Source organism: Streptomyces sp. DF42 (genome assembly GCF_058267695.1).
Genome location: NZ_CM177859.1, coordinates 2,654,040 through 2,677,766 on the forward strand (window position 1 = coordinate 2,654,040; position 23,727 = coordinate 2,677,766).

Here is a 23,727-nt window from a genome sequence, read left to right on the forward strand (position 1 = left end):
CCGCGGGCCCGTGGGGGCTGGTCGCGCAGTTCCCCGCGCCCCTTGAAAACAGGCCAGTTCAGGCGCGCCCAATCTTTCAGGCGCGCGGGGAACTGCGCGACCAGCCACAACCGGACCCGCACCCGACAACACACCTCCGTCAGGGGCGCGGGGGACTGCGCGAACGGCCGCAGCCGGGCCCGCACCGGCCATGCGCCCCAACCCCAACCCGCAGGGCCCCGGCATCATGGCCGTATGCGTGCTGCCCGGCTCATCAAGATGGTGTTGCTGCTCCAGTCCCACCCCGCCATGACCGCCGCCGAGCTGGCGCGGGAGCTGGAGGTGTCCGAGCGGACCGTGACGCGTGATGCGCAGGCGTTGTCGGAGGCGGGCGTTCCGGTGTACGCGGACCGTGGCCGGGCGGGCGGCTACCGCCTCATCGGCGGGTACCGCACCCGGCTGACCGGGCTGGCGCGGAGTGAGGCCGAGGCGCTGTTCCTGTCCGGCGTCCCGGGGGCGCTACGGGAGATGGGTCTGGAGGACGCGGCCTCCGCCGCCCGGCTGAAGGTGTCGGCGGCCCTGCTCCCCTCCTTCCAGGACGCTTCCCGCACGGCGGCACAGCGCTTCCATCTGGACGCCCCGAACTGGTTCACCGAACCGAAGACACCCCCGCTGCTGCCCGCCGTCGCCGACGCGGTGTGGGACGACCGCCGGATCACCACGCGCTACCGGAGCCGGGAGACCGAGGTGGAGCGGGTGCTGGAGCCGTACGGGCTCGTACTCAAGGCGGGCGCCTGGTACGTGTGCGCGCGGGTCACCGAGGGCGGTTCCTTCCGGGTGTACCGGATCGACCGGTTCACTGCGGCGGAGGCCGACGGGGAACGGTTCGAACGGGACGAGGAGTTCGATCTGCCCGCCTTCTGGGCGGAGCGGGCCGCGCAGTTCGCGCGGTCGATCCTGCGGGCCGAGGTGGTGGTGAGGGTCTCAGCGGACGGGGCGCGAAAGCTCCCGTACGCCGTCGATCCCGTCTCCGCCCGGGAGGCCCTCGCCGAAGCGGGCGCCCCGGACGAGGAGGGCCGGCTGACGGTGACGCTCCCCGTTGAGTCGGAGCAGGTCGCCCACGCGCAGCTCGCGGGGCTCGGCCCGGAGGTGGAGGTGCTGGCTCCGGCAAGCCTGCGGGCGCGTTTCGCCGATGACGCGATACGACTGGGTCGTCTGTACGGGACATAACAATCCGCCGCACTCCACGTGCGCCCCACCCTCCCAGGGCCGATGCTGTACCCGTGATGGACGAGACGGAGTTCTGGGAGCTGGTGGACGCCACCCGCGAGGCCGCCGAGGGCGACCCCGAGGAGCAGGCCGACCTGCTCGTGGACCGGCTGCTCCAACTGGACCCGGACATGGTCCTCGACTTCGCCCGTCACTTCGAGGCCCGTTACAACCGCGCCTACCGGTGGGACCTGTGGGGCGCCGCATGGGTCCTGCTCGACGGGGCGAGCGACGACGCGTTCGACTTCTTCCGCTGCTGGCTGATCGGGCAGGGGCGGGAGGTCTACGAGGGCGCGGTGCACCACCCCGACGCACTGGCCGAACTGCTGGACGACTTCGACGAGGAGATCGACGGGGACGGGGAGGAACTGGGCTACGCGGCCGACGAGGCGTACGAGCAACTCACCGGGACCGTCGCGCCCGACCTCGGGATCCCGCCCGCGGCCTCCGAACCGGAGGGTGCGTCGCTCGACTTCGAGAACGAGCAGGTGCTGGCGCAGCGCTATCCCAAGCTGTGGGAACGCTTCAGGGACTGACGTTCACGACTTCACGACTTCATCACTGGTGGGGGGACCTTGGCCCGCATTCCGTATCCGGAGCGTCCCGCGGACGCCGTAGCCGGACTTCCCGTGCCGCTCAACGCCTTCCGCATGCTCTCCCATGCCCCGCCGCTGACGGGCCCGGCGATCGACCTGGGCATGGCCGTGCTCCGTGGGTCGACGCTCTCGGTGCGGTTGCGCGAGCTCGTCGTGATGGCGGTCGCGAGCGGTACGCAGTGCGCGTACGAGTCCGCCCAGCACCACCCGATCGCGCTGCACGCGGGGGCGACCCCCGCACAGCTGGCGGCGATCGCCGAACGCAGGGCGGGCGGCCCGGAGTTCGACGCGTCGGAGTCGGCGGCGGTGACCGCCGTGTTCGAGCTGGTCGACCGGCACACCCTGGCCGAGGACACGCTGGCGGCTCTTCGCGCCCGCTTCACCGACCGGCAGGTGGTCGAGATCGTCACCACGGTCGGCTACTACGTCATGCTGGCGGGCCTCATGAACGGGCTCGGGGTGGACATCGACCCGTCCGGCGAGCAGTTCCTCGGCCTGTCCGGCGGCGACCGCCCGCGGTGAGGCAGTGGCCACTCAGGCCACGGACGTCCGCCGGCGCCCGGTGTCGGAGGGGAGGAGGCCTGTGTCCGGTCCGCCCTCACGGCGTGGTGCATCGGGCCGCGTTGGCCTGGTCGAGCGCGGACGCGGTGACGGCGGCCGGGCCCAGGACCACGGCGGCAGCCGCGCAGAGTGCCGCCCAGGGGCCGTGGGCGGTCCGGTTCCGGCCGTCCGTCTTGTGCGTGGTGCCGTGGTGACTGTTCACTTCTTCCCCACCTCCAGTCAGTGCGTGTGCATGACGATAGGGAGGCTGCCTCGGGACGATCCGCGGGGCGGCTACGAGAAACCTGTGAGGCCCTGCCCATGACCAGCCCCTACGTGAGGGAGATCACCCGCGAGGAACACCTGGCCCACCTCCGGCTGTACCCCGACACGAGCCACCTCCAGATACCGGAGTGGGGCGACGTGAAGCCCGACTGGCTGGCGGAGAGCGTCGGTTGGTTCGAGGGGAAGCTGCTGGTCGCGACGGCGCTCGTGCTGTACCGGCCGCTGCCCGGGACCCGGCGCTTCCTCGCCTACCTCCCCGACGGGCCCGCGATCGACTGGCGCTCCCCGCGCCTTCAGCGGTGGCTGGATCCGCTCGTCGCCCATCTGGAGGGGCGCGGGGCGTTCTCGGTCCGGATCGGACCGCCGCTCGTCGTACGCCACTGGGAGGCGCCCGGTGTCACCGCGGGCATCGCCGACCCCGACGTACGCCATCTCCACGATCTGCCGGCGGACGGCCTCGACGGATACGCGCTGGACGTGGCGGAGCGGCTGGGGCGGCTCGGGTGGCGGCGGTGCGAGGAGGACGACGGCAGCGGCTTCGGGCTCGGCCAGCCGCGCTACGGCTGCCACATCCCGCTCGCGGGCCGCTCGGTGGACGAGCTGCGCGATGCCCTGGCACCGCACTGGGAGCAGTCGTTGAACACGGCCGAGCAGGCGGGCGTCCGCGTCGGCTGGGGCTCGGCCGCCGATCTGCCCGCGTTCCACCGCCTGTACGCCTCGACCGCCGCCCACGACGGCTTCAAGGCCCGCCCGCTGGCTTACTTCCACCGCATGTGGAAGGCCCTGAACGCCGAGGACGACGACCAGGTACGGCTCTATCTCGCCGAGTACGACGGCGAGGTGCTCTCCGCGGCACTCATGATCAACGTCGGCTCCCGTGCCTGGCACTCGTACGCCGCGTCCGGCCGCCGGGGACGTGAACTGCGGCCCAGCAGCGCGCTGTTGTGGCGGATGCTGTGCGACGCGCGGCTGGCGGGAGCCGAGACGTACGACCTGCGCTCCATCACCCCCGCCCTCACCGAGGACCGTCTGCTGGGCCGGCTGCGCTTCAAGACGGGAGCGGGCGGCCGGGCCGTGGAGTACCTCGGGGAGTGGAAGCTGCCGGTGGGCAGCCAGGGCAAGGTGCTGCAGCGGGCGTTGGGGGCGTATCTCGGACGCCGGTGAGGGCGCGGGTGGGAGCGCGGAGAGGACGCGGGTGAGCGCGCGGGCGCGGTCCGCTAGGGGATCCGGCCCTGCAGCCGTGCCGCCTGCTGTCTGATCGCGGGAAGGCGGGCGCTGAGCGCGGCGCCGGGGCAGCTCGTCATGTAGGCGTCCTTGTGTCCGGCGAGGGCGGGCAGGGTGGCGGTCGTGCCGGACGTGTAGCGGCTGAGGCTGTTGCTGGAGACCAGACGCGCCTCGGCGCGCGGGTCGATGTCGGCGAGGCCCAGCTTCCAGGCGGCGACTGCGGCGATCGCGTCCGTCATCGCCTTCGGCACGGCGGCGCCGGCCGTGAAGGTGCCGATCGCGGCGATGCCGGCCGAGCGGTGGTTGAAACCCTGGGTGTGGGCGCCGGTGACGGGGCGGTCGACGCCCCCCGCGCGGCCCTCGTAGATGGTGCCGCAGCGGTCGACGAGGAAGTTGTAGCCGATGTCGTCCCAGTTCCGGGCGCCGGTCTGGCCCGCGTAGAGGTAGCGGATGATGCGCGGCACGTCGGCGCAGTCGTAGCCGTTCGGCGAGTCGGTGTGGTGGACGAAGACCGCGACGACCTTGTCGTCGTAGCGCGGGGGCGGCTGGGCGTGCCGGGTGAGGGAATCCAGCCAGGCCGATCTGGGCACGATGTGCGGCTTGGTCGCGGGGTGCAGGGCGGCGGGGCGGGCCGCGACCGGCGGCCGGCGGCCCGCGCTCGTGTGTCCGATGCCGTCCGCGCAGAGGATCAGTCCGAGGACGGCGGCCAGTCCGGGCAGCCAGGCGAGCAGCGACCGCGCGGTGCGGGGTATGCGCGCTGCGCCGGCCTGCCGTGCTCCTGGAGATCTGCGGACACGCATGACTTCACTCTCGGCCGGATCCGCTCGGTCCGCGATGTGTGCTGTGCCACCCGGTGGAACCATCGTCCTGGTCCGAGGCGTTTTTCCTGATGCACACACGCGTGGCTGGTTCCCGCCGCCACGCGCGTGTCGCTGATCACTGGGCCCGTCCCGCGCGTAATAGGGAGTCTGAGAGAAAGGCGGCTTCGTGGACCTGCTCGACATCCTGCTGTTGCTGGTCGTTGTGGCCTACGCGGCGTCCGGCTACCGGCGCGGACTGGTGGCCGGCTGTGTCTCCCTCGCCGGGTTCGTCGGCGGCGTGGTCCTCGGCGTGTGGCTCCTTCCCTGGATGATGGACCTGGTGACGGCGGGGACGACCCGCGCGACCGTGACCGCGGTGCTGACCGTGCTGGTCCCGGCCGTGGTGGGGCACGAGCTGGCGGGGCGGCTGGCTTTGCGGCTGCGCCGGGAGCTGGGCCGTGCAGGTCTCGGTCCGCTCAGGGTGGCCGACGGAGTCGGCGGGGCCGTGGCCAACTCGGTGGCGGTGCTGCTCGTGGCGTGGGTCGCCGCGAGCGTGCTGGGCGCCTCCTCCTCGCCGCTGCTCACGACGGCGATCCGGGACTCGACGCTGCTCGGCGCCGTGCAGAACGCCATGCCGGACACGACCCCCACCTGGTTCTCCCGGGCCACGACCGCGCTCACCCAGGCGGGCTTCCCCCAGGTCTTCAACCCGTTCGAGAACGAGTCGACGGCCGAGGTGGCGAGGCCCACCGGCGACAGCGTCACGGCGAGCGCCACGAGCGCGGCCAAGCTGAGCACGGTGAAGATCGAGGGCGTCGCCGGCGACCAGGGCCGCGAGGGCAGCGGGTTCGTGTACGCACGCGACCACGTCATGACCAACGCGCACGTGGTGGCCGGCATCGACCTCCCGAGCGTGCGCATCGGCGGGGTCGGGCGGTCGTACGAGGCGCGGGTGGTGCTCTTCGACCCCGACAGGGACGTGGCCGTGCTCTACGTGCCCGGGCTGGGCGCACCGCTCCTGAAGTTCGACGACAGCGCGGCCCGCGGGGACTCGGCGGTCGTCGCCGGCTACCCGCAGGACGGCGACCTGAACCTCCAGGCGGCGACCGTCGCGAACCGGGTGCGGGCGAGGGGCCAGAACATCTACAGCGACGCCATGGTGACCCGCGAGATCTACTCGATCCGCTCCACCGTCCGGCCCGGCAACTCCGGCGGTCCGCTGCTGACGACCGACGGCCGGGTCTACGGCGTGGTCTTCGCCCGCTCGACCTCGGACGACGAGACGGGCTACGTGCTGACGGCGGCCGAGGTCGCCTCCGACGCCGCACGCGGGGCGAGGGCGACGGAGACGGTCGACACGGGTGCGCTGGTCACGTCGTGACCGGTCAGAGACTGGACCCCATGAGGACGTCGTCCACGTACTCGCCCGCCAGCAGGAACTCGCCGGGAAGGATCCCCTCGACCACGAATCCCTCGGCTTCGTAGAGCCCCCGTGCCGGGGTGTTGTGCCCGAGCACGCGCAGGGTGAGGCGGCGTGCGCCGTGCCGGCGGGCCTCGATCCGCACGGCCCGCAGCAGCGCCCGTCCGACTCCGCTGCCGCGCGCCTCCTCGGCGACGACGAGCCCCTGGATCTGGCGGACGTGGGAGTTGCACGCGAGGGGTGTCGGATGGCCGAGCCGGACGTAACCGACGACCGTGCCGTCCAGCTCGGCGACGAGGTGGTCCCTGGGCCCGAACCGCTCGTTGAAGAAGGGTTCGTAGGGCTGCTGCGGCCGCGGCTGGACGGCGTGCAGCGGGGACCAGGTGACGCGGTCGAGCAGGCCCAGCGTCTCCTCGTCGTCGAGGGTGGCGTGGCGTATGTACGGAACCGGCATGTCGGCCACCCTACGTCCGCCCCACGCGCAGAATAGGGGCCATGGAACGTTCCCGAATCGTGGTGGCCGGTGCGTCCGGGCTCATCGGTGGCGCGCTGGTGCGGTCGCTGACCGCCGACGGGCACGAGGTGGTGCGACTGGTGCGCCGGGCTCCCCGGGCGAAGGACGAGGTCCGCTGGGACCCGGAGGGCAGAAGCGTGGATGCGGCCGGGCTCGCCGGGTGCGACGCCGTGGTCAACCTCGCGGGCGCCGGTGTGGGCGACCGCCGCTGGACGGACGCGTACAGGACACGGATCCGGTGCAGCCGGGTGCTCGGCACCGCGGCGCTGGCCGAGGCGGTCGCGGCGCTGGAGAAGAAGCCGCGGGTGTTCGTGAACGGCAGCGCGATGGGCTTCTACGGCGAGACCGGCGACCGGGCGGTCGACGAGAGCGCGCCGCCCGGGACGGGGTTCCTGCCGGAGCTGTGCGTGGAGTGGGAGGGCGCGGCGGCGCCGGCGCGGGAGGCGGGCGTACGCACCGTGTTCACACGGACGGGGCTGGTGGTGGCCCGCGAGGGAGGGGCCTGGGGGCGGTTGTTCCCGCTGTTCAAGGCGGGACTCGGGGGGAGGATGGGCGACGGGCGGCAGTACTGGTCGTACATCTCGCTGCATGACGAGGTGGCCGCGATCCGGCATCTCATCGACACCGACGGACTGTCCGGACCGTTCAACCTCACCGCCCCGAACCCGGTGACGAACCGGGAGATCACCGCGGCCATGGGGCGCGCGCTGCACCGGCCGACGCTGTTCCCGGTGCCCGCGGCCGTGCTGCGGACGGTGCTCGGCGAGATGGCGGGGGATGTGCTGGGCAGCGCACGGGTGCTGCCGAAGCGGCTGCTGGAGTCCGGCTTCACGTTCGCGTTCCCGGACATCCAGGGGGCGATCAAAGCCGCACTGTGACCGCATGCGACCGCTGTGCGACCGTGCCCTGCCCATGCGCGACTGTTCTTGACCGGTTACCAGCTTAACCTCGACCCGAACTCGGGTATTCCCAGAGCCTGTTGGGGGCATGACGTCTCCACCGGCCGCGCAACTTCGGGGAGGGGCACGTGCTTGAGCCCGCGTACCAGGCGGACGTCGTGATCGTGGGAGCCGGGGTCGCCGGGCTCTCGGCGGCGCGTCGGCTGACCAGCGCAGGAGTGACGACCGCGGTCCTGGAGGCCGCCCCTTGTGTGGGGGGCCGCATGTCGACGGAGAAGGTCGACGGCTTCCGGCTCGACCGGATCGGCCAACTGCTGTCCACGGCCTATCCCGAGCTACGGCTGACACCCGGACTGGACGCGCTGGTGCTGCGTCCCTTCGCGCCGGGCGTCCTGCTGCACAGCGACGGACGCCACCATCGCGCGGTGCCTCCGGCGAGCGCGGGGGGCGCAAGGGGCGCACTCCACGCCGTACGAGCCCTGGCGAGTGCCCCCGCGAAGAGCGCCCCCCGTTCCGGGGCCCCGCTCGGCACCGCCGTCGACCAGGCCCGTCTCGGCACCGCACTCGCGCGGCTCGCGGCGACGCCGATCGAACGGCTGCTGTCCCGGCCGGAGTTGCCCGCCGCCCAGGCCCTCGCGGCCCGCGGCGTCCCCGCCCGCACGATCGACGGCTTCGTGCGCCCGCTGCTCGCCGCCCTGCTGTGCGACCCGGAGCTGACCACGTCCAGCCGGTGCGCCGACCTCGCGCTGCGCGCCTTCGCGTGCGGGCGGCTGTGTCTGCCGGAGGGGGGTGCGGAGATGCTCCCGGAGCTTCTGGCCCGGGCGCTGCCACCGGGCACCGTGCACACCGGCGTCCGGGTCACCTCGGTCTCCACGAGCGCGGTGACCACGGCCGAGCACGGCGAGATCCGCTGCCGGGCAGTCCTGCTCGCCACGGACGCGCGCGCCGCCGCCGAACTCCTGCCGGGCCTGCGCGTACCGGACTTCCACCCGCTGACGGTGCTGCACCACACCACGGACGAGCCACCGGCGACGGGCGCGTCCCTGCTCCTGGACGCCGACCGCGGCGGCCCCGTCGCGCACACGGCGGTCGTGAGCGCCGTGGACCCGAGCCGTGCGCCCGCGGGCCGTGCCCTCATCTCCTCGACGGTCCTTGGTACTCCCCCGGTCGACCTGGACACCGCCGTACGCATGCATCTCGCACGTCTCTACGGCCCCTCGACCCGCCGCTGGGAATCCCTGGCCGTCCATCACACCCGCGACGCCGTCCCCGCCATGCGCCCCCCGCACGACCTTCGCCGCCCGGTGCGGCTCCTGGCCGGCCTCTACGTCTGCGGCGACCACCGGGACACCAGCACGGTCCAGGGAGCGCTGCACTCCGGCCACCGCGCCGCGACAGCGCTCCTCACCGACCTGGGGGCCGCCGGCTTCATGCAGAAGGCGGACCCGCTCCCGTCAACACGGGCGGCCTGAACGGGTTTTGCCCCTTCAGGGACGCGGGGCTCGTATCGATGTGCGGCTCCGCCGCGTGGGCGGGATCAACCACGACGGAGCCGCACCGGGCCCACAGCGGGTCGACGTCACGGCGATCAGCTACCCAAAGGCCGCGACCCTGTCGCGATACCCCCGCACCGGCGCCGCGTCCTTGTACGGCTCCAACCGCCGCTCGAAGTCCCGGACATACTCGATCGCCCGCACGGACCGCATCTCCGCGGCAGCCCCCGCGGCCTCCGCACCGAGCTGACAGGCCTGGTCCAGTTCACCCAGACCGAGCCGGGCGGAGGCGAGGACCACCCGGCAGAACAGCCGGCTGCGGGCGAAGGAGGGGGCCCGCAGTTGGAGCGACCGCTCGGCGTGCTGTGCCGCCGCACGGAACTGCTGCAGGTCACGGTGCGCGTGCCCGAACTCGTCGGCGAGCTGCGCCTCGTCGAAGAACCGCGCCCAGTACGGGACTTCGTCGCCGGCGCGGACCGTTTCCAGCGCCCGCTCGGCGCGGACGAGCGAGGCGGTGCAGTTGCGCACCTCGCCGAGCACGCCGTGCCCGCGCGCCTCGGCCGAGTGCAGCAGGGCCTGTACGACGGGCGGGGCATTGGTGCCCACACCCTGCTGGGCCACGCGCGCCAGCTGCACGGCCTCCCGCCCGTGCCCGAGGTACACGGCCTGGCGGCTCATGGTGACCAGCACGTACGAGCCGTACGCCCGGTCCCCCGCCGCCTGCGCGAGCCGCAGCGCCTGCACGAAGTAGCGCTGGGCGAGCCCGTGCGCGGCGATGTCGTACGACGTCCAGCCGGCGAGCCGCGTCAGGTCGGCGGCCGCGCCGAACAGCCGGCGGCCGGTCTGCTCGCCGTAGGTGCCGCGCAGCATCGGCTCGCACTCGTGCTCCAGGTAACGCACGAGGGCCTGGCGGGCGTGGCCGCCGCCGTACATGTTGTCGAGGGTGCGGAACAGTTCGCCGACCGAGCGGAGCGCGGCGATGTCGCCGGTGGTGACCCGCTGGCCGGGGCCACGCTCCGCCTGGCCGCGCTGGCGGGGGACGACGGGGCGGCCCTGGGCGGGGACACGGATGGGCTGTTCGCCCCGGGCGACCCTGTCGTCGGCGCGGCCGATCAGCCAGTCGCGGCTGGGCACGACAAGGCCGGCCGGGGTGAACGCGATCTTGCGGAGCTCGGCGTGCGAGCCGGAGTCCTTGCGCCACAGGCCGCCGACGATGTCGACGGCCTCCTCGGGGGTGGCGGCGAACTCCAGCCCGGCGTAGACCGGCGCACAGGCGTCGAGGCCGAGGTCCTGGGCGGTGAGACGGCGGCCCAGACGGCGGGTGAAGACCTCGGCGATCAGGGCGGGAGTGGTCCCGCGTGGCTGCTGTCCGCGCAACCAGCGGGTGACCGACGTCTTGTCGTATCGAAGATCAAGCCCGTGTTCGAGACCGAGCTGGTCGACTCGACGGGCGAGACCCGCGTTGGAGAACCCGGCTTCTGCGATGAGCGCGGCGAGCTGACGGTTGGGAGTGCGCTGCGCGGGTCGTTCCGTCATCTGCGGTGCGGTCTCCTGCCTTTCGGACCTCCGGTGCCGGTGTCGGCCCCGTTGCGCCCGGATTGCCTGTGAGCAGCCCTTATGGCCTCTGCGAACGGCGCGAATGTAGCGGAGAGTGAGCAGGCGATCGCACATTACGCCGTTCGTTCATCCGATCGTGTGAGGATTGCCCGCGGGGCTGACGCGAGACAGCCGGTCGTACAGTGGCGTAGGCACGTTTCGTGCCTTACGACTTCCAGGGAGGCGCTTGCCGTGAGTGAGCTGCGGTTCGTCCGGATGGGATTCGGCGCCGAGGCCGTCGACTACCAGGCGGCGTGGGACGAGCAACGCCGGGTGCACGCGGCGCGCTTCGCCGACGAGATCCCCGACACCGTGCTGCTCCTGGAGCACCCGCCGGTGTACACGGCGGGCCGGCGCACGGCGGACAACGAGCGCCCCCTCGACGGCACTCCCGTCATCGACGTGGACCGCGGCGGCAAGATCACCTGGCACGGCCCGGGCCAGCTGGTGGGCTACCCCATCCAGCAGCTCCCGCGCCCGGTGGACGTGGTGGCCCATGTACGGCGCCTGGAGGAAGCCCTGATCCGCACCTGCGCGGAGTTCGGCGTGCAGACCACACGCGTCGAGGGCCGCAGCGGCGTATGGATCCTCGGCGACCCGGTCGAGCAGCGACCGTCGCTCGGCGGGCTGTCCCTCGACTTCGACCCCCGTCTGCACGACGAGGAGTTCGACCCGCGCATGAACGGCCCGGAGTACGCCCCTTCGAACGCCGGCCAGCGCCGTGAGGACCGCAAGATCGCGGCGATCGGCATCCGCGTGGCCAAGGGCGTCACGATGCACGGCTTCGCCCTCAACGTGAACCCGGACAACAAGTGGTTCGACCGCATCATCCCGTGCGGCATCCGCGACGCGGGCGTCGCGTCGCTGGCCGACGAACTGGGCCACGACGTGACGATCGCGGAGGTGCTGCCGGTGGTGGAGCGGCACCTGGCGGAGGTACTGGAGAACGCGGACCTGCAGCCGAGGGTGATCGAGAAGACACCGGCAGCCTGAACTCCACGCCGGGCATTCAAATCAACGGGCGTACCCTTGGGCACGCCGAAGAATCAATCGCTAGGGAGCCGGTCGTGTCCGCAGTCGCACCCGACGGACGCAAGATGCTGCGCCTGGAGGTCCGCAACAGCCAGACCCCCATCGAGCGCAAGCCCGAGTGGATCAAGACCCGGGCGAAAATGGGCCCCGAGTACACCAAGATGCAGAACCTCGTGAAGAGCGAGGGACTCCACACGGTCTGCCAGGAAGCCGGCTGCCCCAACATCTACGAGTGCTGGGAGGACCGCGAGGCCACCTTCCTCATCGGCGGCGACCAGTGCACCCGGCGCTGCGACTTCTGCCAGATCGACACCGGCAAGCCCGAGGCGCTGGACCGTGACGAGCCGCGCCGTGTCGGCGAGTCCGTGGTCACCATGGACCTGAACTACGCCACCATCACCGGCGTCGCCCGCGACGACCTGGAGGACGGCGGCGCCTGGCTGTACGCGGAGACGGTCCGCCAGATCCACGCGCAGACCGCCGAGCGCGCGGACGGTCGGACGAAGGTGGAGCTGCTCGCCCCCGACTTCAACGCGGTGCCGGAGCAGCTCGAAGAGGTCTTCTCCTCGCGTCCCGAGGTGTTCGCGCACAACGTCGAGACCGTGCCCCGGATCTTCAAGCGCATCCGCCCCGGCTTCCGCTACGACCGCTCGCTTCAGGTCATCACGGCCGCCCGCGACTACGGCCTCGTCACCAAGTCGAACCTCATCCTCGGCATGGGCGAGACCCGCGAGGAGGTCAGCGACGCGCTCCGCCAGCTGCACGCGGCCGGCTGCGAGCTGATCACCATCACTCAGTACCTGCGTCCGTCCGTGCGTCACCACCCCGTCGAGCGCTGGGTCAAGCCGCACGAGTTCGTGGAGCTGAAGGAGGAGGCCGAGCAGATCGGCTTCTCGGGGGTCATGTCCGGGCCGCTGGTGCGCTCCTCGTACCGCGCCGGGCGGCTGTACCAGATGGCAGTCGAGCTGCGTCAGTCGGCCGCTCCGCAGCAGGCCCCCCACGTCGCCCCGCAGGCCGTCTGAGGGGCGCCCGGGCCCGTCCGCCGAATGGCACGGAGTGCCACCCTTTCGTGTGAATCTGCGCACAAGAAACTACCCGCCGGTAACGGCTGATTCGACGCGGTCCTGACCGTCCTCGCAGATGAGGGCGCCGCCAGGGCCGCGTCAACGTTTTCGCTCGTCGCATCAAGGCTTCATGGGCGTTTGACCGGTCGGTCACGCCCTGGTAACACCAATCAGTGACGCTGGACTCACGCCACGTACACCCACACCCCGTGCCCGTATCCCGAGGGGGGACCTCCACCATGCAGGCCGCGCCGGTTCGCGCCACCGCAATCCCGTCGTTCACCACTGCACTGCGTGCAGTCGAATCGCTGCTCATGAGCAGCGGCCAGCGCACCGCCCGTCGCAACGCATGGACCTCCGTCCTGGAGGACCGCCGCCGCGCCAAGGACCGGGTCGACGCCCAGCGCGTCCTGGACCAGACGCTCGTCCCCCGCCCCTGAATCCCGTCCTCGGGGTACTGCCGTCGTACGGCGGTCCCCGGGCCACGTAGACTTCGTGGCATGGCGAGGAAGGACACGGCAGCGGACGCTGCGAACCCCGGGCGACTGAAGCAGATCGCTCTGACCTACAAGATGACCCGCAAGGCCGACAAGAAGATCGGTCTTGTACTCGCGGCTGTCGGCATCGGCATCTTCGGTGTTTTCCTCGCGATCGGTTTCTTGATCGGTCACCCCATCTATCTCGGGATCCTGGGCCTGTTGCTCGCCTTCCTCGGAACGGCGATCATCTTCGGGCGCCGGGCCGAGCGGGCGGCCTTCGGGCAGATGGAGGGCCAGCCGGGCGCGGCCGCGGCGGTACTGGACAACATCGGCCGGGGCTGGACGACGACGCCCGCGGTGGCGATGAACCGCAGCCAGGACGTGGTGCACCGGGCCGTCGGCAAGGCCGGCATCGTCCTGGTCGCCGAGGGCAACCCGAACCGGGTGAAGAGCCTGCTGGCCGCCGAGAAGAAGAAGATGAACCGCATCGTCGCGGACGTGCCGGTGCACGACATCCTGGTCGGCGCGGGCGAGGGCCAGGTGGCGCTGAAGAAGGTGCGGACCACCATGCTGAAGCTGCCGCGCGTCCTCACCGGTCCGCAGGTGACGGCCACGAACGACCGGCTGCGTGCCATGGGCGACCTGATGAGCAACATGCCGCTGCCGAAGGGGCCGATGCCCAAGGGCATGAAGCTGCCGAAGGGCGGGCCGAAGGCTCGCTGACCTCCCCGCACGAGCTTCCTACGAGCCGACGAGTGTGTACGACGAAGGGGCGCCCGGAGAATCACTCCGGGCGCCCCTTCGTCGCACTCGTCATACGCGCTCGTCGTACGCGCTAGATACGGACCTCGACCGTGCGCGCGAGGCGGTCGTGCAGGCCCCTGCCGTCGCGGTCCCAGATCAGGGCCGGGATGGCCACGCACAACAGGGCCGTGCGCAGGGCGGCCCGCAGGGGGCTGGGGCGGCCGGTGTCCAGGGCGACCACGCGGAGGCCGAAGAGGCGCTTGCCCGGGGTGAAGCCGATCGTGCCGACCGTCAGGACGCCGAGCAGGAAGAAGACGAGCAGGGCCCAGTTACCGGTCGCCCGCTCATAGCCGTGCGTGATCAGGCCGTATGCGATCAGCAGACACAGCGCCCAGTCGACGACCAGGGCACCGAACCGGCGGCCCGGGCGGGCGATGGAGCCCGGCCCCTCCTGCGGCAGGCCGAGCTGCTGACCCGGGTATCCGAAGTCGACACCGGCTTCCTCTGCGGCCGCGCGGGGGCCCGAGAGCCACGAGCCGATTGCATCCCTGTTCTCCACCCGTCCACGGTACTGCGGGCGTTTCGCGATCCGGACAGGTGGGGTACACGGGGCCGGGTCCGGTTAACTTGAGCGAAACAAATGGGTCACGCCCGAGAAATCACGCGTCCCTAGTGTCGGGGCCAGCGTGTGCCACCGCACTGGCCGCACGAACGAACTACCACCCCGGCGAGGCGGTCGGGAGTAGGAGGAGCTGGATGTTCCAGAACGCCGACGAGGCCAAGAAGTTCATCGCGGACGAGGACGTCAAGTTCATCGACGTCCGCTTCTGCGACCTGCCGGGCGTCATGCAGCACTTCACGCTGCCCGTCGAGGCGTTCGACCCGGACGAGGAGCTCGCCTTCGACGGCTCGTCGATCCGCGGTTTCCAGGCGATCCACGAGTCCGACATGGCCCTGCGCGCCGACCTGTCGACCGCGCGGGTGGACTCCTTCCGCCGTGACAAGACGCTCAACATCAACTTCTTCATCCACGACCCGATCACGGGCGAGCAGTACTCCCGTGACCCGCGCAACGTGGCGAAGAAGGCCGAGGCCTACCTCGCGTCGACCGGTATCGCGGACACCGCGTACTTCGGTCCCGAGGCCGAGTTCTACGTCTTCGACTCCGTGCGCTTCGCGACCAGCGCGAACGAGTCCTTCTACCACATCGACTCCGAGGCCGGCGCCTGGAACACCGGCGCCCTCGAGGACAACCGTGGTTACAAGGTCCGCTACAAGGGCGGCTACTTCCCGGTCCCGCCGGTCGACCACTTCGCCGACCTGCGTGCCGAGATCTCCCTGGAGCTGGCCAAGTCCGGTCTCCAGGTCGAGCGCCAGCACCACGAGGTCGGCACCGCCGGCCAGGCGGAGATCAACTACAAGTTCAACACGCTGCTCGCCGCGGCCGACGACCTGCAGCTCTTCAAGTACATCGTCAAGAACGTGGCCTGGCGCAACGGCAAGACCGCGACCTTCATGCCGAAGCCGATCTTCGGTGACAACGGCTCGGGCATGCACGTCCACCAGTCCCTGTGGACCGGCGGCCAGCCGCTGTTCTACGACGAGGCCGGCTACGCGGGCCTGTCGGACACCGCCCGCTACTACATCGGCGGCATCCTCAAGCACGCCCCGTCGCTGCTGGCCTTCACCAACCCGACGGTGAACTCGTACCACCGTCTGGTCCCGGGCTTCGAGGCGCCGATCAACCTGGTGTACTCGCAGCGCAACCGCTCCGCGGCCATGCGTATCCCGATCACCGGCTCGAACCCGAAGGCCAAGCGCGTCGAGTTCCGTGCGCCCGACTCCTCCGGCAACCCGTACCTGGCCTTCTCCGCGCTGCTGCTCGCGGGCCTGGACGGCATCAAGAACAAGATCGAGCCGGCCGAGCCGATCGACAAGGACCTCTACGAGCTGGCTCCCGAGGAGCACGCGAACGTCGCGCAGGTCCCGACCTCGCTCCCGGCCGTCCTCGACCGCCTGGAGGCCGACCACGAGTTCCTGCTCGCGGGCGACGTCTTCACGCCGGACCTGATCGAGACGTGGATCGACTTCAAGCGCGCGAACGAGATCGCTCCGCTGCAGCTGCGTCCGCACCCGCACGAGTTCGAGCTGTACTTCGACGTGTGATCGGCCCGTAGGCCGCTCGGCCGCGCCCCCGTTCCTGCTTTTGCAGGGCGGGGGCGTCATCGTATGCTCTGGCACTGCTGTTCGATGCAGTCGACTTCGACAGAGACAACGGGGAGAGCCGGGATGTCCGAACAGGACGACGCTGAGCGGGAGTTCGACCTCAGGTGGGCGGAGAGCGCCGACCACAAGGAGCCCTCGGCGCGGGCGCGGATGCTCGCGGCGCGCTGGAAGGAGAACCCACCCGAGCCGGTGCCCTTCCGCGGCGACCCCGAGCCGGCCGCTCCACGCCGGTCGTCGTGGGTGTCGACGGCGATCGTGCTGGGCAGCGTCGCCGCGATCATCCTGCTGCTGGGGTACGCACAGTTCCGGGCGCCCTACTAGAGTGCCGCGCCGGCCAAGGTTCGCCCCGTCGCGACGCCCGGCACGCGCCCCCGCCCTCGAACCGGCCGAAAGCCCAAGTACGTCCGGTACGAGGACTTCCGGCCGGCACTCCCCCAGAGCACGCTCGCCCCTCCCGGCTTCGCCAGAACGCCGCTCCTTGACGGGCAGACCTTGACCGACGCGGCACTGGATCGGGGCCTTTGCAGCTCCTAGGGCCGATCGCGACCACTTCATGGGAGTGGCCGGGTGCACACTGGCAGTGGGACGAGTGCCTGACTGCGGGGTGAGGCAGATGCAAAGCCGCTTCCGGAGCGACCGGCGGTTGACCGTGCGGATGACGGTCACGATGTTCCTGCTCGGATTGCTGTACGTGGCGTTCTTCGCCGCGTTGATCGTGTTGCTCAAGTCCTGGTTGCTGGTCGTCGCGCTGATGGCGGCGATGTTCGTCGCGCAGTTCTGGTTCTCCGACCGCATCGCGATGTTCGCCATGCGCGGACGGGTCGTGGAGCGCGAGGAGTATCCCGAGCTGCATGCGGTGGTCGACCGGCTGTGCGCGATCGCCGACATGCCGGTGCCGGTGGTCGCCGTGTCCGAGATGGACATGCCCAATGCGTTCGCGACCGGGCGGAATCCCGATCACGCCGTGATCTGTGTGACGACCGGGCTGCTGCGGCGACTGGAGCCCGCGGAGCTGGAGGGCGTGCTCGCGCACGAGCTGTCCCACGTGGCGCACAAGGACGTCGCCGTGATCACGATCGCGTCGTTCCTCGGTGTGATCGCGGGACTGATCGTGCGGTTCGCCTTCTACTCGCAGTTGTTCGGCGGCGGGCGCCGGGACCAGAACACCGCGATGGTCTTCGCCGCGGTGATGGGCGTGTCCGCGGCGGTGTACGCGATCAGCTTCCTGCTCATCAGGGCGCTGTCGCGGTACCGGGAGCTGGCCGCGGACCGGGCGGCGGCGCTGCTCACCGGGCGGCCCTCGGCGCTGGCCTCCGCGCTGACCAAGGTGTCCGGTGACATCGCGCGGATCCCGACCAAGGACCTGCGGACGGCCCAGGCCTTCAACGCCTTCTACTTCACCCCGGCGACCGGCAGGGAACCCGGCATCGAGCGGTACTTCTCCACGCACCCGAGCCTGGAGCAGCGGCTCGACCAACTGGGGCGGATCTCCGCCGAGTTGGGTGAGGCGGCCACCCCCGGAAAGGGCTGATGCATGGGGCTCCTGGACATTCTGCTCGGCCGTACGAAACCGGCCCTGCCCGATCTGGACCGGCTCTTCGCGCTGCCGTCGGCGGCCGTGACCCTTGAGGCCGCGGCCGGTTTCACGCCGACCGGCACGGGCGCGGTGTGCTTCGCCACGGTCGAGGGCTCGGCCTTCGAGCAGACGCACCGGGAGGTCCAGGCCCTGCTGGACGCGGACGCGGACCGGGACGGTCCTCCGGTGGAGCTGCGCCAGGACGAGTTCGGCTACTCCTGGCTGCTCTCCCGCCGCTCCCCCGACCAGTTGTCGGAGCTGGTCAACGATCTGCACGCGGTGAACAGCTCGATGGAGGTGAACGGCTTCGGGCCGCAGCTGCTGTGTTCCCTGGCCGGTTTCCAGGGCGAGGGAGGCAGGCGGCTCGCGCTCGTCTATCTCTACAAGCGCGGCACGTTCTACCCGTTCGCGCCGCTGCCCGGTGAGGGGCAGCGGCGTGACAACGCGCTGGAGCTGCAGGTGAAGGCGGCACTCACCGACGACCTGCGGATGGAGCAGGACCTGAGCCGCTGGTTCCCGGTGTGGGGCGCGCCCGGCCTGTAGGGCCCGCGCGCGCCTTCGCCCGTCCTACTTGTTCTTCTCACGCTCCTGGCGGCGGGTCTCCAGGGGGCGCTCGCGGCGGTAGCGCCGCTCCCACTTCGCCTGCTGGTCACGGCGTTTGCGGTAGGCCTGGTACGAGGCCGGCACGGACGCCGACGAGGATCCCGCCGGCGGCGAGGGCCGCGAGGCGGAGCGGTCCCGCCCGTACTGCAGGTACAGGAAGAGAACGCCGGCCGCGGCCAGCCACCAGACGTGGTTTCCGAATCCCAAGAGCGCCAGGACGACGATCCCGGATATCAAGATGGTGCCCATGACGGGCCTCCGTGGGCGTGGTTGATCGAGCGGTGGTGGTGTGTCGCCCCGACGGGGCGCTGGGGGATGGGCGTCCGTCCGTCGGTGCGTAGAGAGTAGCCCCGAGTCCGCAGGGTGATGCCGGTCCTGCGGAAAGCGGTGGTGGGCAGCTCCGCCGTGCTTGTCCAGCGTAGGGAGCCGGTCACCGGGAGTGCATCCGGTTTTCTTCGCGCCCAGGGGTACGGGTCGCCGGATACCCCCGCTTGGCCACCTGGCTACTTGGCTACTCGGCCTGCAGGTCCACCTTCCGGGCCACGACCTCCCGGGCCACGTCCGCCAGACGGCGGCGGTGGGCGCGGGCGTGGGAGCGCAGGACGCCGAAGGCGTCGTCCACCGAGATGGAGAGCCTGGCCGCGAGCGTGCCCTTGGCCTGTTCGATGACGATACGGCTGGTCAGGGCCTCACCCAGCTGGTCGGCCAGGGCACGGCTCTGGCGCAGGCAGCGGTCCCGTTCCAGGTTCCAGCCGGCGGCGTCGGTGAGTGACCGGCCCAGGGCCAGAAGCTCGGGGTCCAGCAGCGTGCCGGCGGGGCCCAGCAGCACCACGGCGCCCAGGGTGTCCTGGCCGACGCGCAGAGGCAGGGCGGCGGCCCGGCCGTAGCCGAGTTCCAGGGCCCGGCCCGAGTAGCGCGGCCAGTCATGGCGGGCACGGTCGCCGTCGAGGGCGGTGTCGGGCACCGGCCGGCCGGTGCGGCGGGCCTCCGGTCCTGGTCCCTCACCCCAGCCGACGTCATCACGCGCCAGGCGCAGCAGCTCATCGCCGGTGCCGGCGACCTCGACGCGGGCACGGTCGTCGGAGGCGTAGAGCACGACCGCCGCGCAGTCACCGAGCAGTTCGGTCCCGCGTGCGGCGAGGGCGGCGAGGAGCCCGGTCGGATCGGAGGCCTCGGTGATGGGGCTGGCGGCGAGGTCGACGAACGCGTGCGCCAGCCGCTGCGGCGCGTGGGACATCGTGCTCATCGGCTGGATTCCCTTCGCCGCGGAGGGTGCGCTGTGCCACTGAGCGTGCGGAGGAGCCCTCGGCGAACGCGCGTGCCTTGACGAGTTCCCGTGCGTCGGCCACCGGACAGTCGAGGTGGACGGAGACCCTGCCCGCGGCCTGGTGCACGTCGGCGCGCGGATCGGCGGCCATGGCGGCATCGTACGCTCGCCGTTGTCTCGCTCGGGGCGGTATGTGAATCGAACGGCGGGGCAGTCCGGAGTCACACTTCCGGGGCCGCCGCGATCACGCCGGCGGCGACCGCCGCGCCCAGGGCGGCATGGTCGGCGGCGTTCTGGTCCGCGTAGTGGAGGGCGAAGTCGGCGACGGCCTGTTCGAAGGTGTCGGCGCCGCCCAGATAGGCGGCGATCGCGATGCGGTCGCCGGAGCGGGCGTGGGCACGGCCCAGAGCGGTGCCGCACAGCCGCGCGTACGCCAGGAGGTCGGCCGGCTTCATCCCCGCGACGTCCGCGGAACCCTTCATGTCGCGTAGCTGCCGCCAGTAGTAGGCACGCCCCTGCGGCCCCGACATCCACCCGAGGAAGACGTCACCGGCCGTCTGCAACAACCGCTGACCCGCGACGACCCGATGCCCGGGATGGACGTAGGGCCCGGTCGGCAGATGCTCTTCCAGTACGGACTTCCGCGCCTCCTTGATCTGCAGGAACAGGGTGTCGTCCTGGTCGCGTCCGGTGAGCAGCACGACGAAGCACCGCATGCCGACGCTGCCGACGCCGACGACCTTGCGGGCGGCGTCCACGAAGCGGTAGCGGTCCAGGAGGAGGCGGCGCTCCTCGGAGAGGGTGGAGCGGTAGTCGCTGAAGATCTTGCGCAGCGACGCCATGTCGGAGGCGCCGGCGGATTCGAGGAGCGGTGGGTCCTGGACGATCCGGCGGCGTCCGTCGACCACTTCCGTGAGCTTGCCGACGGCGTGCAGGCTGGTGCGGCGGCGGGCCCGGGTGAGGCTGGAGGCGACCTGTCCGCGGCGGTGCGCGGAGCGGGCGAGGGGCAGCAGGCTCTCGGCGTCGATGCGCTCGTACCAGACGGCGAGTTCGCCCTGCCGGGCCAACCGCCGCACGGTGGTCCGGTACGCGGCGGCCGCCTCCAGCGCCGAGCGGCGGACCTTGGCCTCGCCGTGCCCGTTCGCCCGGGCGGCCACGGCGACGGAGGCCGCGAGCCGTTTGACATCCCACTCGAAGGGTCCGGGGAACGTCTCGTCGAAGTCGTTCAGGTCGAAGAGCAGGGCGTGTTCCCGGGAGGCGTACAGGCCGAAGTTCAGCAGGTGGGCGTCGCCGCACAACTGCACGGTCAGCCCGGTGTGCGGCCGGGACGCGAGGTCGGCGGCCATCACGGCGGCCGAGCCGCGCAGGAAGGCGAAGGGTGACCCGGCCATCCGCCCGTACCGGATCGGCAGCAGCTCCGGCAGGCGGTCGCGGCCCTGCCGTTCCAGTACGGCGACGGGGTCGGGCCGGTCGACGGGCGGTATCCACGCGGCGTGCGCGGAACGGGCGACGCGGCGGCGGGCGGCCCTTCCGCGGTCGGCGCGTGAGACAGGGGTACTCATGGCGTCCACCACCACGTGCCGCGCCTGCCCATCACGCCTCCCGCTGCCGGCCGTGTCCGCACGGGGCGGTCCGGTTGCGCCGCCCCTGCGCGGTCGTCGCCCGAGTTCCGCCGCCCTCTGATCGCAGTGAAGGCGGGTGCGGGGGTGCGCGCATGCCGGGCACGGCGATCGGGTGAAGGGTCCGGGTGACGGGGATCCGGTAGGGCGCACCTGTGCTGAGGCTCTTGGGCTGTCTTTCTCTTCCCGGGCCTACGGCCCGTTGTCGGTGTCCTCCTGCAAGATGGGGTCACGGGTGGCGCGACGAGAGGCGGGGAGGCCGGGATGGGTGACGGCGTGCGGTACGTCGGGGCGGCGGAGCGGCGGGCTCGGCTGGCGTTGCGGCAGCGGCTGGCGCCGGAGGCGCGGGCGGGGAGCGCGGAGGAGGTCGCCGGCTCGTTGGTCGCGCTGCACGGCACGGACCCTGCGACGGTGTATCTGGCCGTCGGCGCTCGGCTCGCGGACGCGGCGACGACCGTGCCGGAGACGGAGCGAGCCCTGTACACGGACCGTTCCCTGGTCCGTATGCATGGCATGCGGCACACCGTTTTCGTGTTCCCCACGGACCTGACCGCCGTCGTGCACGCCTCCACCGGCCTCGCGGTCGCCGCCCGGGAGCGGGCCTCGCTGCTCAAGGACATGGCGAAGACCGGGGCACCGGACGCGGCCTGGCTGAAGGAGGTCGAGGAGTCGGCGCTGGCGGCGCTGGCGCGGCGCGGACAGGCGACGGCGGCCGAGCTCGCGCAGGACGAACCGCGCCTGAGGGAACAGTTCGTGTACGCGGCCGGGAAGAGCTATGAGGGCGTGCACACCGTTTCGACCCGGCTGTTGAGGGTGCTGGGCGTGGAAGGCAGGGTCGTGCGGGGGCGGCCGCTCGGGTCGTGGACCTCCAGCCAGTTCCGTTGGGCGGTGGCGCCTCCGCATCCCGAACTGGACATGGCCGAGGCGCAGGCGGCGCTGCTCGGGCGGTGGCTCACGGTGTGCGGGCCGGCCACGGAGGACGACCTGAAGTGGTGGACGGGATGGAAGGTGACGGACGTCCGGCGGGCGCTGACGGCGATCGGCGCTCAGTCGGTGGCACTGGACGAGGGCACGGGGTACGTCGTCGACGGCGATGTCGCGCCGGTGGCCGGGCCCGCGCAGCCGTGGGCCGCGCTGCTGCCCGGCCTTGACCCGGCGGCGATGGGGTGGCGGGGGCGGGACTGGTATCTGGCACCGGAGTTGCGGCCGCTGCTGTTCGACAGGAGCGGGAACGTGGGGCCGACGGTGTGGTGGGACGGGCGGGTGGTGGGCGGTTGGGCTCAGCGGCGGGACGGGGAGATCGTGTGGCGGGTGTTGGTGCCCTCCGGGGTGGGGAGGGAGGCGGAGGCGGCGATCGGTGCCGAGGTGCAGCGGCTTCAGGGGTGGTTGGGGTCGACGAAGGTGACGCCACGGTTTCGGACGCCGGTGGAGAAGGAGTTGGCGGGGTAGGGATTTCGCCCCCGCCGCCCCTACCCGTCCCGACCCGGGGGCCGGCCCCCCGGACCCCCAACCACCGCTCCTCAAACGCCGGAGGGGCCGAAATTCAGCCCGTCCGGCGTTTGAGGACGAGGCCGTTGAGGCCGAAGCGGGGGTCGGGGGGCGACAGCCCCCGGGCTCAGCGCGAGTAACGCATCAGTGCTCGCACCATGTGGCACGTCGTGTCCGACGGCGGATGGACGCCGATCACTTCGGCGGTGTTCCGTATCGTCTCGTTGCGGGCCTGGTTCGGTACGTACACGCCCGAGTCGAGCAGGGCGATCGCGAGCCGCATCGCCTTGAGGCGACGGTTGTGCGTGACATACCAGTCGCGCGGACGGCCCGGCGGCAGCGGGCGCTTCTCCACCGGGTCGTACGGCAGGTCGAGCAGAACGGGGCGCTTTGCTGTGGACTGCATCGGCTTCGGCTTCAGTGCGGCAGCGGGCACAGGCATCCTCCTGTCGCGGTCAGGGCGCTCCCCGGGGACTACGTCGACCCCGGCGATTCCCTCGAACACTGCTTCTATTCTAGCAACCGCCACTGACAAAAGCCCCTGGCCACAAGGGCTTTCGGTGCCTCTGTGACACAGGTGGAGGGCGGGTTTTCGCGTACCGTGAGGGCATGGAGATCTGGATCAACCCGGCCTGTTCCAAGTGCCGCAGCGCCATCAGCCTGCTCGACGCCGAGGGCGCCGACTACACCGTCCGCCGCTACCTGGAGGACGTACCGAGCGAGGACGAGATCAGGGACGTACTCGACCGGCTCGGTCTCGAACCGTGGGACATCACCCGCACCCAGGAGGCGGACGCGACGGAGCTGGGCCTCAAGGAGTGGGCGCGGGACGAGAGTTCGCGAGACCGGTGGATCAAGGCGCTGTCCGAACACCCCAAGCTGATCCAGCGCCCGATCATCACGGCGCAGGACGGCACGGCGGTGGTGGGGCGCTCGGAGGACGCCGTGCGGGATGCGCTGTCCCGCTGAGCGGCTCACCAACCCCTGTGTGACGCACGTTACTTCAGCGACTCC

26 protein-coding genes are annotated in these 23,727 nt (G+C 71.5%); 17 read left to right on the forward strand and 9 right to left on the reverse strand.

The features are described 5' to 3' along the window. Positions 1–234: 234 nt before the first annotated feature. Genes ACYUED_RS12150 through ACYUED_RS12160 form a run of 3 tightly spaced genes read left to right on the forward strand, consistent with a single transcriptional unit; the run spans position 235 to position 2,366 of the window. Positions 235–1,209: a helix-turn-helix transcriptional regulator gene (locus tag ACYUED_RS12150; protein ID WP_491292293.1), complete on the forward strand. Its 975-nt coding sequence runs from the start codon at positions 235–237 to the stop codon at positions 1,207–1,209. A gap of 56 nt (positions 1,210–1,265) precedes the next feature. Continuing rightward, entirely contained in the window at positions 1,266–1,784 is a 519-nt protein-coding gene (locus tag ACYUED_RS12155; protein WP_266520208.1) for a DUF4240 domain-containing protein, read from the forward strand. A gap of 39 nt (positions 1,785–1,823) precedes the next feature. Beyond that, positions 1,824–2,366: a carboxymuconolactone decarboxylase family protein gene (locus ACYUED_RS12160; protein ID WP_491292294.1), complete on the forward strand. Its 543-nt coding sequence runs from the start codon at positions 1,824–1,826 to the stop codon at positions 2,364–2,366. A 76-nt stretch (positions 2,367–2,442) separates the two neighbouring features. On the opposite strand, the gene ACYUED_RS12165 is transcribed toward ACYUED_RS12160, so the two are convergent. After that, entirely contained in the window at positions 2,443–2,607 is a 165-nt protein-coding gene (locus ACYUED_RS12165) for a hypothetical protein (RefSeq protein ID WP_491292296.1), read from the reverse strand. A 98-nt stretch (positions 2,608–2,705) separates the two neighbouring features. Here ACYUED_RS12165 and ACYUED_RS12170 point away from each other — a divergent pair, with 98 nt between their 5' ends. Further along, positions 2,706–3,833, forward strand: coding sequence for a lipid II:glycine glycyltransferase FemX (locus tag ACYUED_RS12170; RefSeq protein WP_491292297.1), 1,128 nt, complete (start codon positions 2,706–2,708; stop codon positions 3,831–3,833). Positions 3,834–3,886: 53 nt separating this feature from the next. Here ACYUED_RS12170 and ACYUED_RS12175 read toward each other — a convergent pair whose 3' ends face one another. Next, positions 3,887–4,693 (reverse strand): peptidoglycan recognition protein family protein, encoded by an 807-nt coding sequence (locus tag ACYUED_RS12175; RefSeq protein WP_491292298.1) that lies wholly within the window; start codon positions 4,691–4,693, stop codon positions 3,887–3,889. 187 nt (positions 4,694–4,880) lie between these two features. Between ACYUED_RS12175 and ACYUED_RS12180 the strand changes: the two genes are divergently transcribed. Then, positions 4,881–6,074: a MarP family serine protease gene (locus ACYUED_RS12180; RefSeq protein ID WP_491292299.1), complete on the forward strand. Its 1,194-nt coding sequence runs from the start codon at positions 4,881–4,883 to the stop codon at positions 6,072–6,074. A 4-nt stretch (positions 6,075–6,078) separates the two neighbouring features. On the opposite strand, the gene ACYUED_RS12185 is transcribed toward ACYUED_RS12180, so the two are convergent. Further along, on the reverse strand, positions 6,079–6,567 hold the full coding sequence (locus tag ACYUED_RS12185; RefSeq protein ID WP_491292300.1) for a GNAT family N-acetyltransferase: 489 nt from the start codon (positions 6,565–6,567) through the stop codon (positions 6,079–6,081). Between the two features lie 41 nt (positions 6,568–6,608). Here ACYUED_RS12185 and ACYUED_RS12190 point away from each other — a divergent pair, with 41 nt between their 5' ends. Together ACYUED_RS12190 and ACYUED_RS12195 are read left to right on the forward strand one after the other, a co-directional pair. Then, positions 6,609–7,505 carry a TIGR01777 family oxidoreductase gene (locus tag ACYUED_RS12190; RefSeq protein WP_491292301.1) on the forward strand — a complete coding sequence of 299 codons (897 nt, stop codon included), beginning with the start codon at positions 6,609–6,611 and terminating at the stop codon, positions 7,503–7,505. A gap of 149 nt (positions 7,506–7,654) precedes the next feature. Continuing rightward, on the forward strand, positions 7,655–8,998 hold the full coding sequence (locus ACYUED_RS12195) for an NAD(P)/FAD-dependent oxidoreductase (protein ID WP_491292302.1): 1,344 nt from the start codon (positions 7,655–7,657) through the stop codon (positions 8,996–8,998). Between the two features lie 120 nt (positions 8,999–9,118). On the opposite strand, the gene ACYUED_RS12200 is transcribed toward ACYUED_RS12195, so the two are convergent. After that, positions 9,119–10,555: an NsdA family TPR-like regulatory protein gene (locus tag ACYUED_RS12200; protein ID WP_491292303.1), complete on the reverse strand. Its 1,437-nt coding sequence runs from the start codon at positions 10,553–10,555 to the stop codon at positions 9,119–9,121. Positions 10,556–10,807: 252 nt separating this feature from the next. On the opposite strand from ACYUED_RS12200, the gene lipB reads away from it, so the two are divergent. From lipB to ACYUED_RS12220, 4 genes are all read left to right on the forward strand, one after another. Next, positions 10,808–11,608, forward strand: a complete 801-nt coding sequence (lipB, locus tag ACYUED_RS12205; protein ID WP_491292304.1) for a lipoyl(octanoyl) transferase LipB — start codon at positions 10,808–10,810, stop codon at positions 11,606–11,608. Positions 11,609–11,682: 74 nt separating this feature from the next. Further along, the gene (gene lipA / locus ACYUED_RS12210; RefSeq protein WP_491292306.1) at positions 11,683–12,669 is read left to right on the forward strand and encodes a lipoyl synthase; all 987 of its coding nucleotides are present in this window, start codon (positions 11,683–11,685) and stop codon (positions 12,667–12,669) included. Positions 12,670–12,950: 281 nt separating this feature from the next. Further along, a complete protein-coding gene (locus ACYUED_RS12215; RefSeq protein WP_491292308.1) occupies positions 12,951–13,151 on the forward strand; it encodes an SCO2195 family GlnR-regulated protein in 201 nt (66 codons plus the stop codon). A gap of 60 nt (positions 13,152–13,211) precedes the next feature. Further along, a complete protein-coding gene (locus ACYUED_RS12220) occupies positions 13,212–13,913 on the forward strand; it encodes a DUF4191 domain-containing protein (protein WP_491292309.1) in 702 nt (233 codons plus the stop codon). 112 nt (positions 13,914–14,025) lie between these two features. Here the strand turns inward: ACYUED_RS12220 and ACYUED_RS12225 are convergent, their stop codons facing one another. After that, positions 14,026–14,493, reverse strand: a complete 468-nt coding sequence (locus ACYUED_RS12225; RefSeq protein ID WP_266513029.1) for an RDD family protein — start codon at positions 14,491–14,493, stop codon at positions 14,026–14,028. Between the two features lie 197 nt (positions 14,494–14,690). Between ACYUED_RS12225 and glnA the strand changes: the two genes are divergently transcribed. The 4 genes from glnA (at position 14,691) to pspAB (ending at position 18,279) form a co-directional block, all read left to right on the forward strand. After that, complete coding sequence (gene glnA / locus ACYUED_RS12230; RefSeq protein WP_266513032.1) at positions 14,691–16,100, forward strand: type I glutamate--ammonia ligase; 1,410 nt, start codon at positions 14,691–14,693, stop codon at positions 16,098–16,100. 123 nt (positions 16,101–16,223) lie between these two features. Continuing rightward, positions 16,224–16,481 (forward strand): SCO2583/SCO2584 N-terminal domain-containing protein, encoded by a 258-nt coding sequence (locus tag ACYUED_RS12235; RefSeq protein ID WP_491292310.1) that lies wholly within the window; start codon positions 16,224–16,226, stop codon positions 16,479–16,481. A gap of 292 nt (positions 16,482–16,773) precedes the next feature. After that, a complete protein-coding gene (htpX, locus tag ACYUED_RS12240; RefSeq protein ID WP_491292311.1) occupies positions 16,774–17,691 on the forward strand; it encodes a zinc metalloprotease HtpX in 918 nt (305 codons plus the stop codon). Positions 17,692–17,694: 3 nt separating this feature from the next. Next, positions 17,695–18,279, forward strand: coding sequence for a PspA-associated protein PspAB (gene pspAB, locus ACYUED_RS12245; protein ID WP_491292312.1), 585 nt, complete (start codon positions 17,695–17,697; stop codon positions 18,277–18,279). 24 nt (positions 18,280–18,303) lie between these two features. Here the strand turns inward: pspAB and ACYUED_RS12250 are convergent, their stop codons facing one another. From ACYUED_RS12250 to ACYUED_RS12260, 3 genes are all read right to left on the reverse strand, one after another. Next, the gene (locus tag ACYUED_RS12250; RefSeq protein ID WP_491292313.1) at positions 18,304–18,588 is read right to left on the reverse strand and encodes a hypothetical protein; all 285 of its coding nucleotides are present in this window, start codon (positions 18,586–18,588) and stop codon (positions 18,304–18,306) included. A 262-nt stretch (positions 18,589–18,850) separates the two neighbouring features. Further along, the gene (locus ACYUED_RS12255) at positions 18,851–19,585 is read right to left on the reverse strand and encodes a GAF and ANTAR domain-containing protein (protein ID WP_491292314.1); all 735 of its coding nucleotides are present in this window, start codon (positions 19,583–19,585) and stop codon (positions 18,851–18,853) included. A 242-nt stretch (positions 19,586–19,827) separates the two neighbouring features. After that, entirely contained in the window at positions 19,828–21,168 is a 1,341-nt protein-coding gene (locus ACYUED_RS12260; RefSeq protein WP_491292315.1) for a DUF2252 domain-containing protein, read from the reverse strand. A 321-nt stretch (positions 21,169–21,489) separates the two neighbouring features. Here ACYUED_RS12260 and ACYUED_RS12265 point away from each other — a divergent pair, with 321 nt between their 5' ends. After that, complete coding sequence (locus tag ACYUED_RS12265; protein WP_491292316.1) at positions 21,490–22,674, forward strand: winged helix DNA-binding domain-containing protein; 1,185 nt, start codon at positions 21,490–21,492, stop codon at positions 22,672–22,674. Between the two features lie 166 nt (positions 22,675–22,840). Here ACYUED_RS12265 and ACYUED_RS12270 read toward each other — a convergent pair whose 3' ends face one another. After that, positions 22,841–23,149 (reverse strand): hypothetical protein, encoded by a 309-nt coding sequence (locus tag ACYUED_RS12270; RefSeq protein ID WP_491292317.1) that lies wholly within the window; start codon positions 23,147–23,149, stop codon positions 22,841–22,843. 173 nt (positions 23,150–23,322) lie between these two features. Between ACYUED_RS12270 and ACYUED_RS12275 the strand changes: the two genes are divergently transcribed. Continuing rightward, positions 23,323–23,682, forward strand: coding sequence for an arsenate reductase family protein (locus ACYUED_RS12275; protein ID WP_491292318.1), 360 nt, complete (start codon positions 23,323–23,325; stop codon positions 23,680–23,682). Positions 23,683–23,727 lie beyond the last annotated feature (45 nt).

What these genes read in the sequence shown, in the direction of transcription:
- ACYUED_RS12150 (WP_491292293.1), top strand. Translation starts at nt 235, where the DNA reads ATGCGTGCTGCCCGGCTCATCAAGATGGTGTTGCTGCTCCAGTCCCAC.
- ACYUED_RS12155 (WP_266520208.1), top strand. Translation starts at nt 1,266, where the DNA reads ATGGACGAGACGGAGTTCTGGGAGCTGGTGGACGCCACCCGCGAGGCC.
- ACYUED_RS12170 (WP_491292297.1), top strand. Translation starts at nt 2,706, where the DNA reads ATGACCAGCCCCTACGTGAGGGAGATCACCCGCGAGGAACACCTGGCC.
- ACYUED_RS12175 (WP_491292298.1), bottom strand. Translation starts at nt 4,693, where the DNA reads ATGCGTGTCCGCAGATCTCCAGGAGCACGGCAGGCCGGCGCAGCGCGC.
- ACYUED_RS12185 (WP_491292300.1), bottom strand. Translation starts at nt 6,567, where the DNA reads ATGCCGGTTCCGTACATACGCCACGCCACCCTCGACGACGAGGAGACG.
- ACYUED_RS12190 (WP_491292301.1), top strand. Translation starts at nt 6,609, where the DNA reads ATGGAACGTTCCCGAATCGTGGTGGCCGGTGCGTCCGGGCTCATCGGT.
- ACYUED_RS12200 (WP_491292303.1), bottom strand. Translation starts at nt 10,555, where the DNA reads ATGACGGAACGACCCGCGCAGCGCACTCCCAACCGTCAGCTCGCCGCG.
- ACYUED_RS12215 (WP_491292308.1), top strand. Translation starts at nt 12,951, where the DNA reads ATGCAGGCCGCGCCGGTTCGCGCCACCGCAATCCCGTCGTTCACCACT.
- ACYUED_RS12220 (WP_491292309.1), top strand. Translation starts at nt 13,212, where the DNA reads ATGGCGAGGAAGGACACGGCAGCGGACGCTGCGAACCCCGGGCGACTG.
- glnA (WP_266513032.1), top strand. Translation starts at nt 14,691, where the DNA reads ATGTTCCAGAACGCCGACGAGGCCAAGAAGTTCATCGCGGACGAGGAC.
- ACYUED_RS12235 (WP_491292310.1), top strand. Translation starts at nt 16,224, where the DNA reads ATGTCCGAACAGGACGACGCTGAGCGGGAGTTCGACCTCAGGTGGGCG.
- htpX (WP_491292311.1), top strand. Translation starts at nt 16,774, where the DNA reads ATGCAAAGCCGCTTCCGGAGCGACCGGCGGTTGACCGTGCGGATGACG.
- pspAB (WP_491292312.1), top strand. Translation starts at nt 17,695, where the DNA reads ATGGGGCTCCTGGACATTCTGCTCGGCCGTACGAAACCGGCCCTGCCC.
- ACYUED_RS12250 (WP_491292313.1), bottom strand. Translation starts at nt 18,588, where the DNA reads ATGGGCACCATCTTGATATCCGGGATCGTCGTCCTGGCGCTCTTGGGA.
- ACYUED_RS12255 (WP_491292314.1), bottom strand. Translation starts at nt 19,585, where the DNA reads ATGAGCACGATGTCCCACGCGCCGCAGCGGCTGGCGCACGCGTTCGTC.
- ACYUED_RS12260 (WP_491292315.1), bottom strand. Translation starts at nt 21,168, where the DNA reads ATGAGTACCCCTGTCTCACGCGCCGACCGCGGAAGGGCCGCCCGCCGC.
- ACYUED_RS12265 (WP_491292316.1), top strand. Translation starts at nt 21,490, where the DNA reads ATGGGTGACGGCGTGCGGTACGTCGGGGCGGCGGAGCGGCGGGCTCGG.
- ACYUED_RS12275 (WP_491292318.1), top strand. Translation starts at nt 23,323, where the DNA reads ATGGAGATCTGGATCAACCCGGCCTGTTCCAAGTGCCGCAGCGCCATC.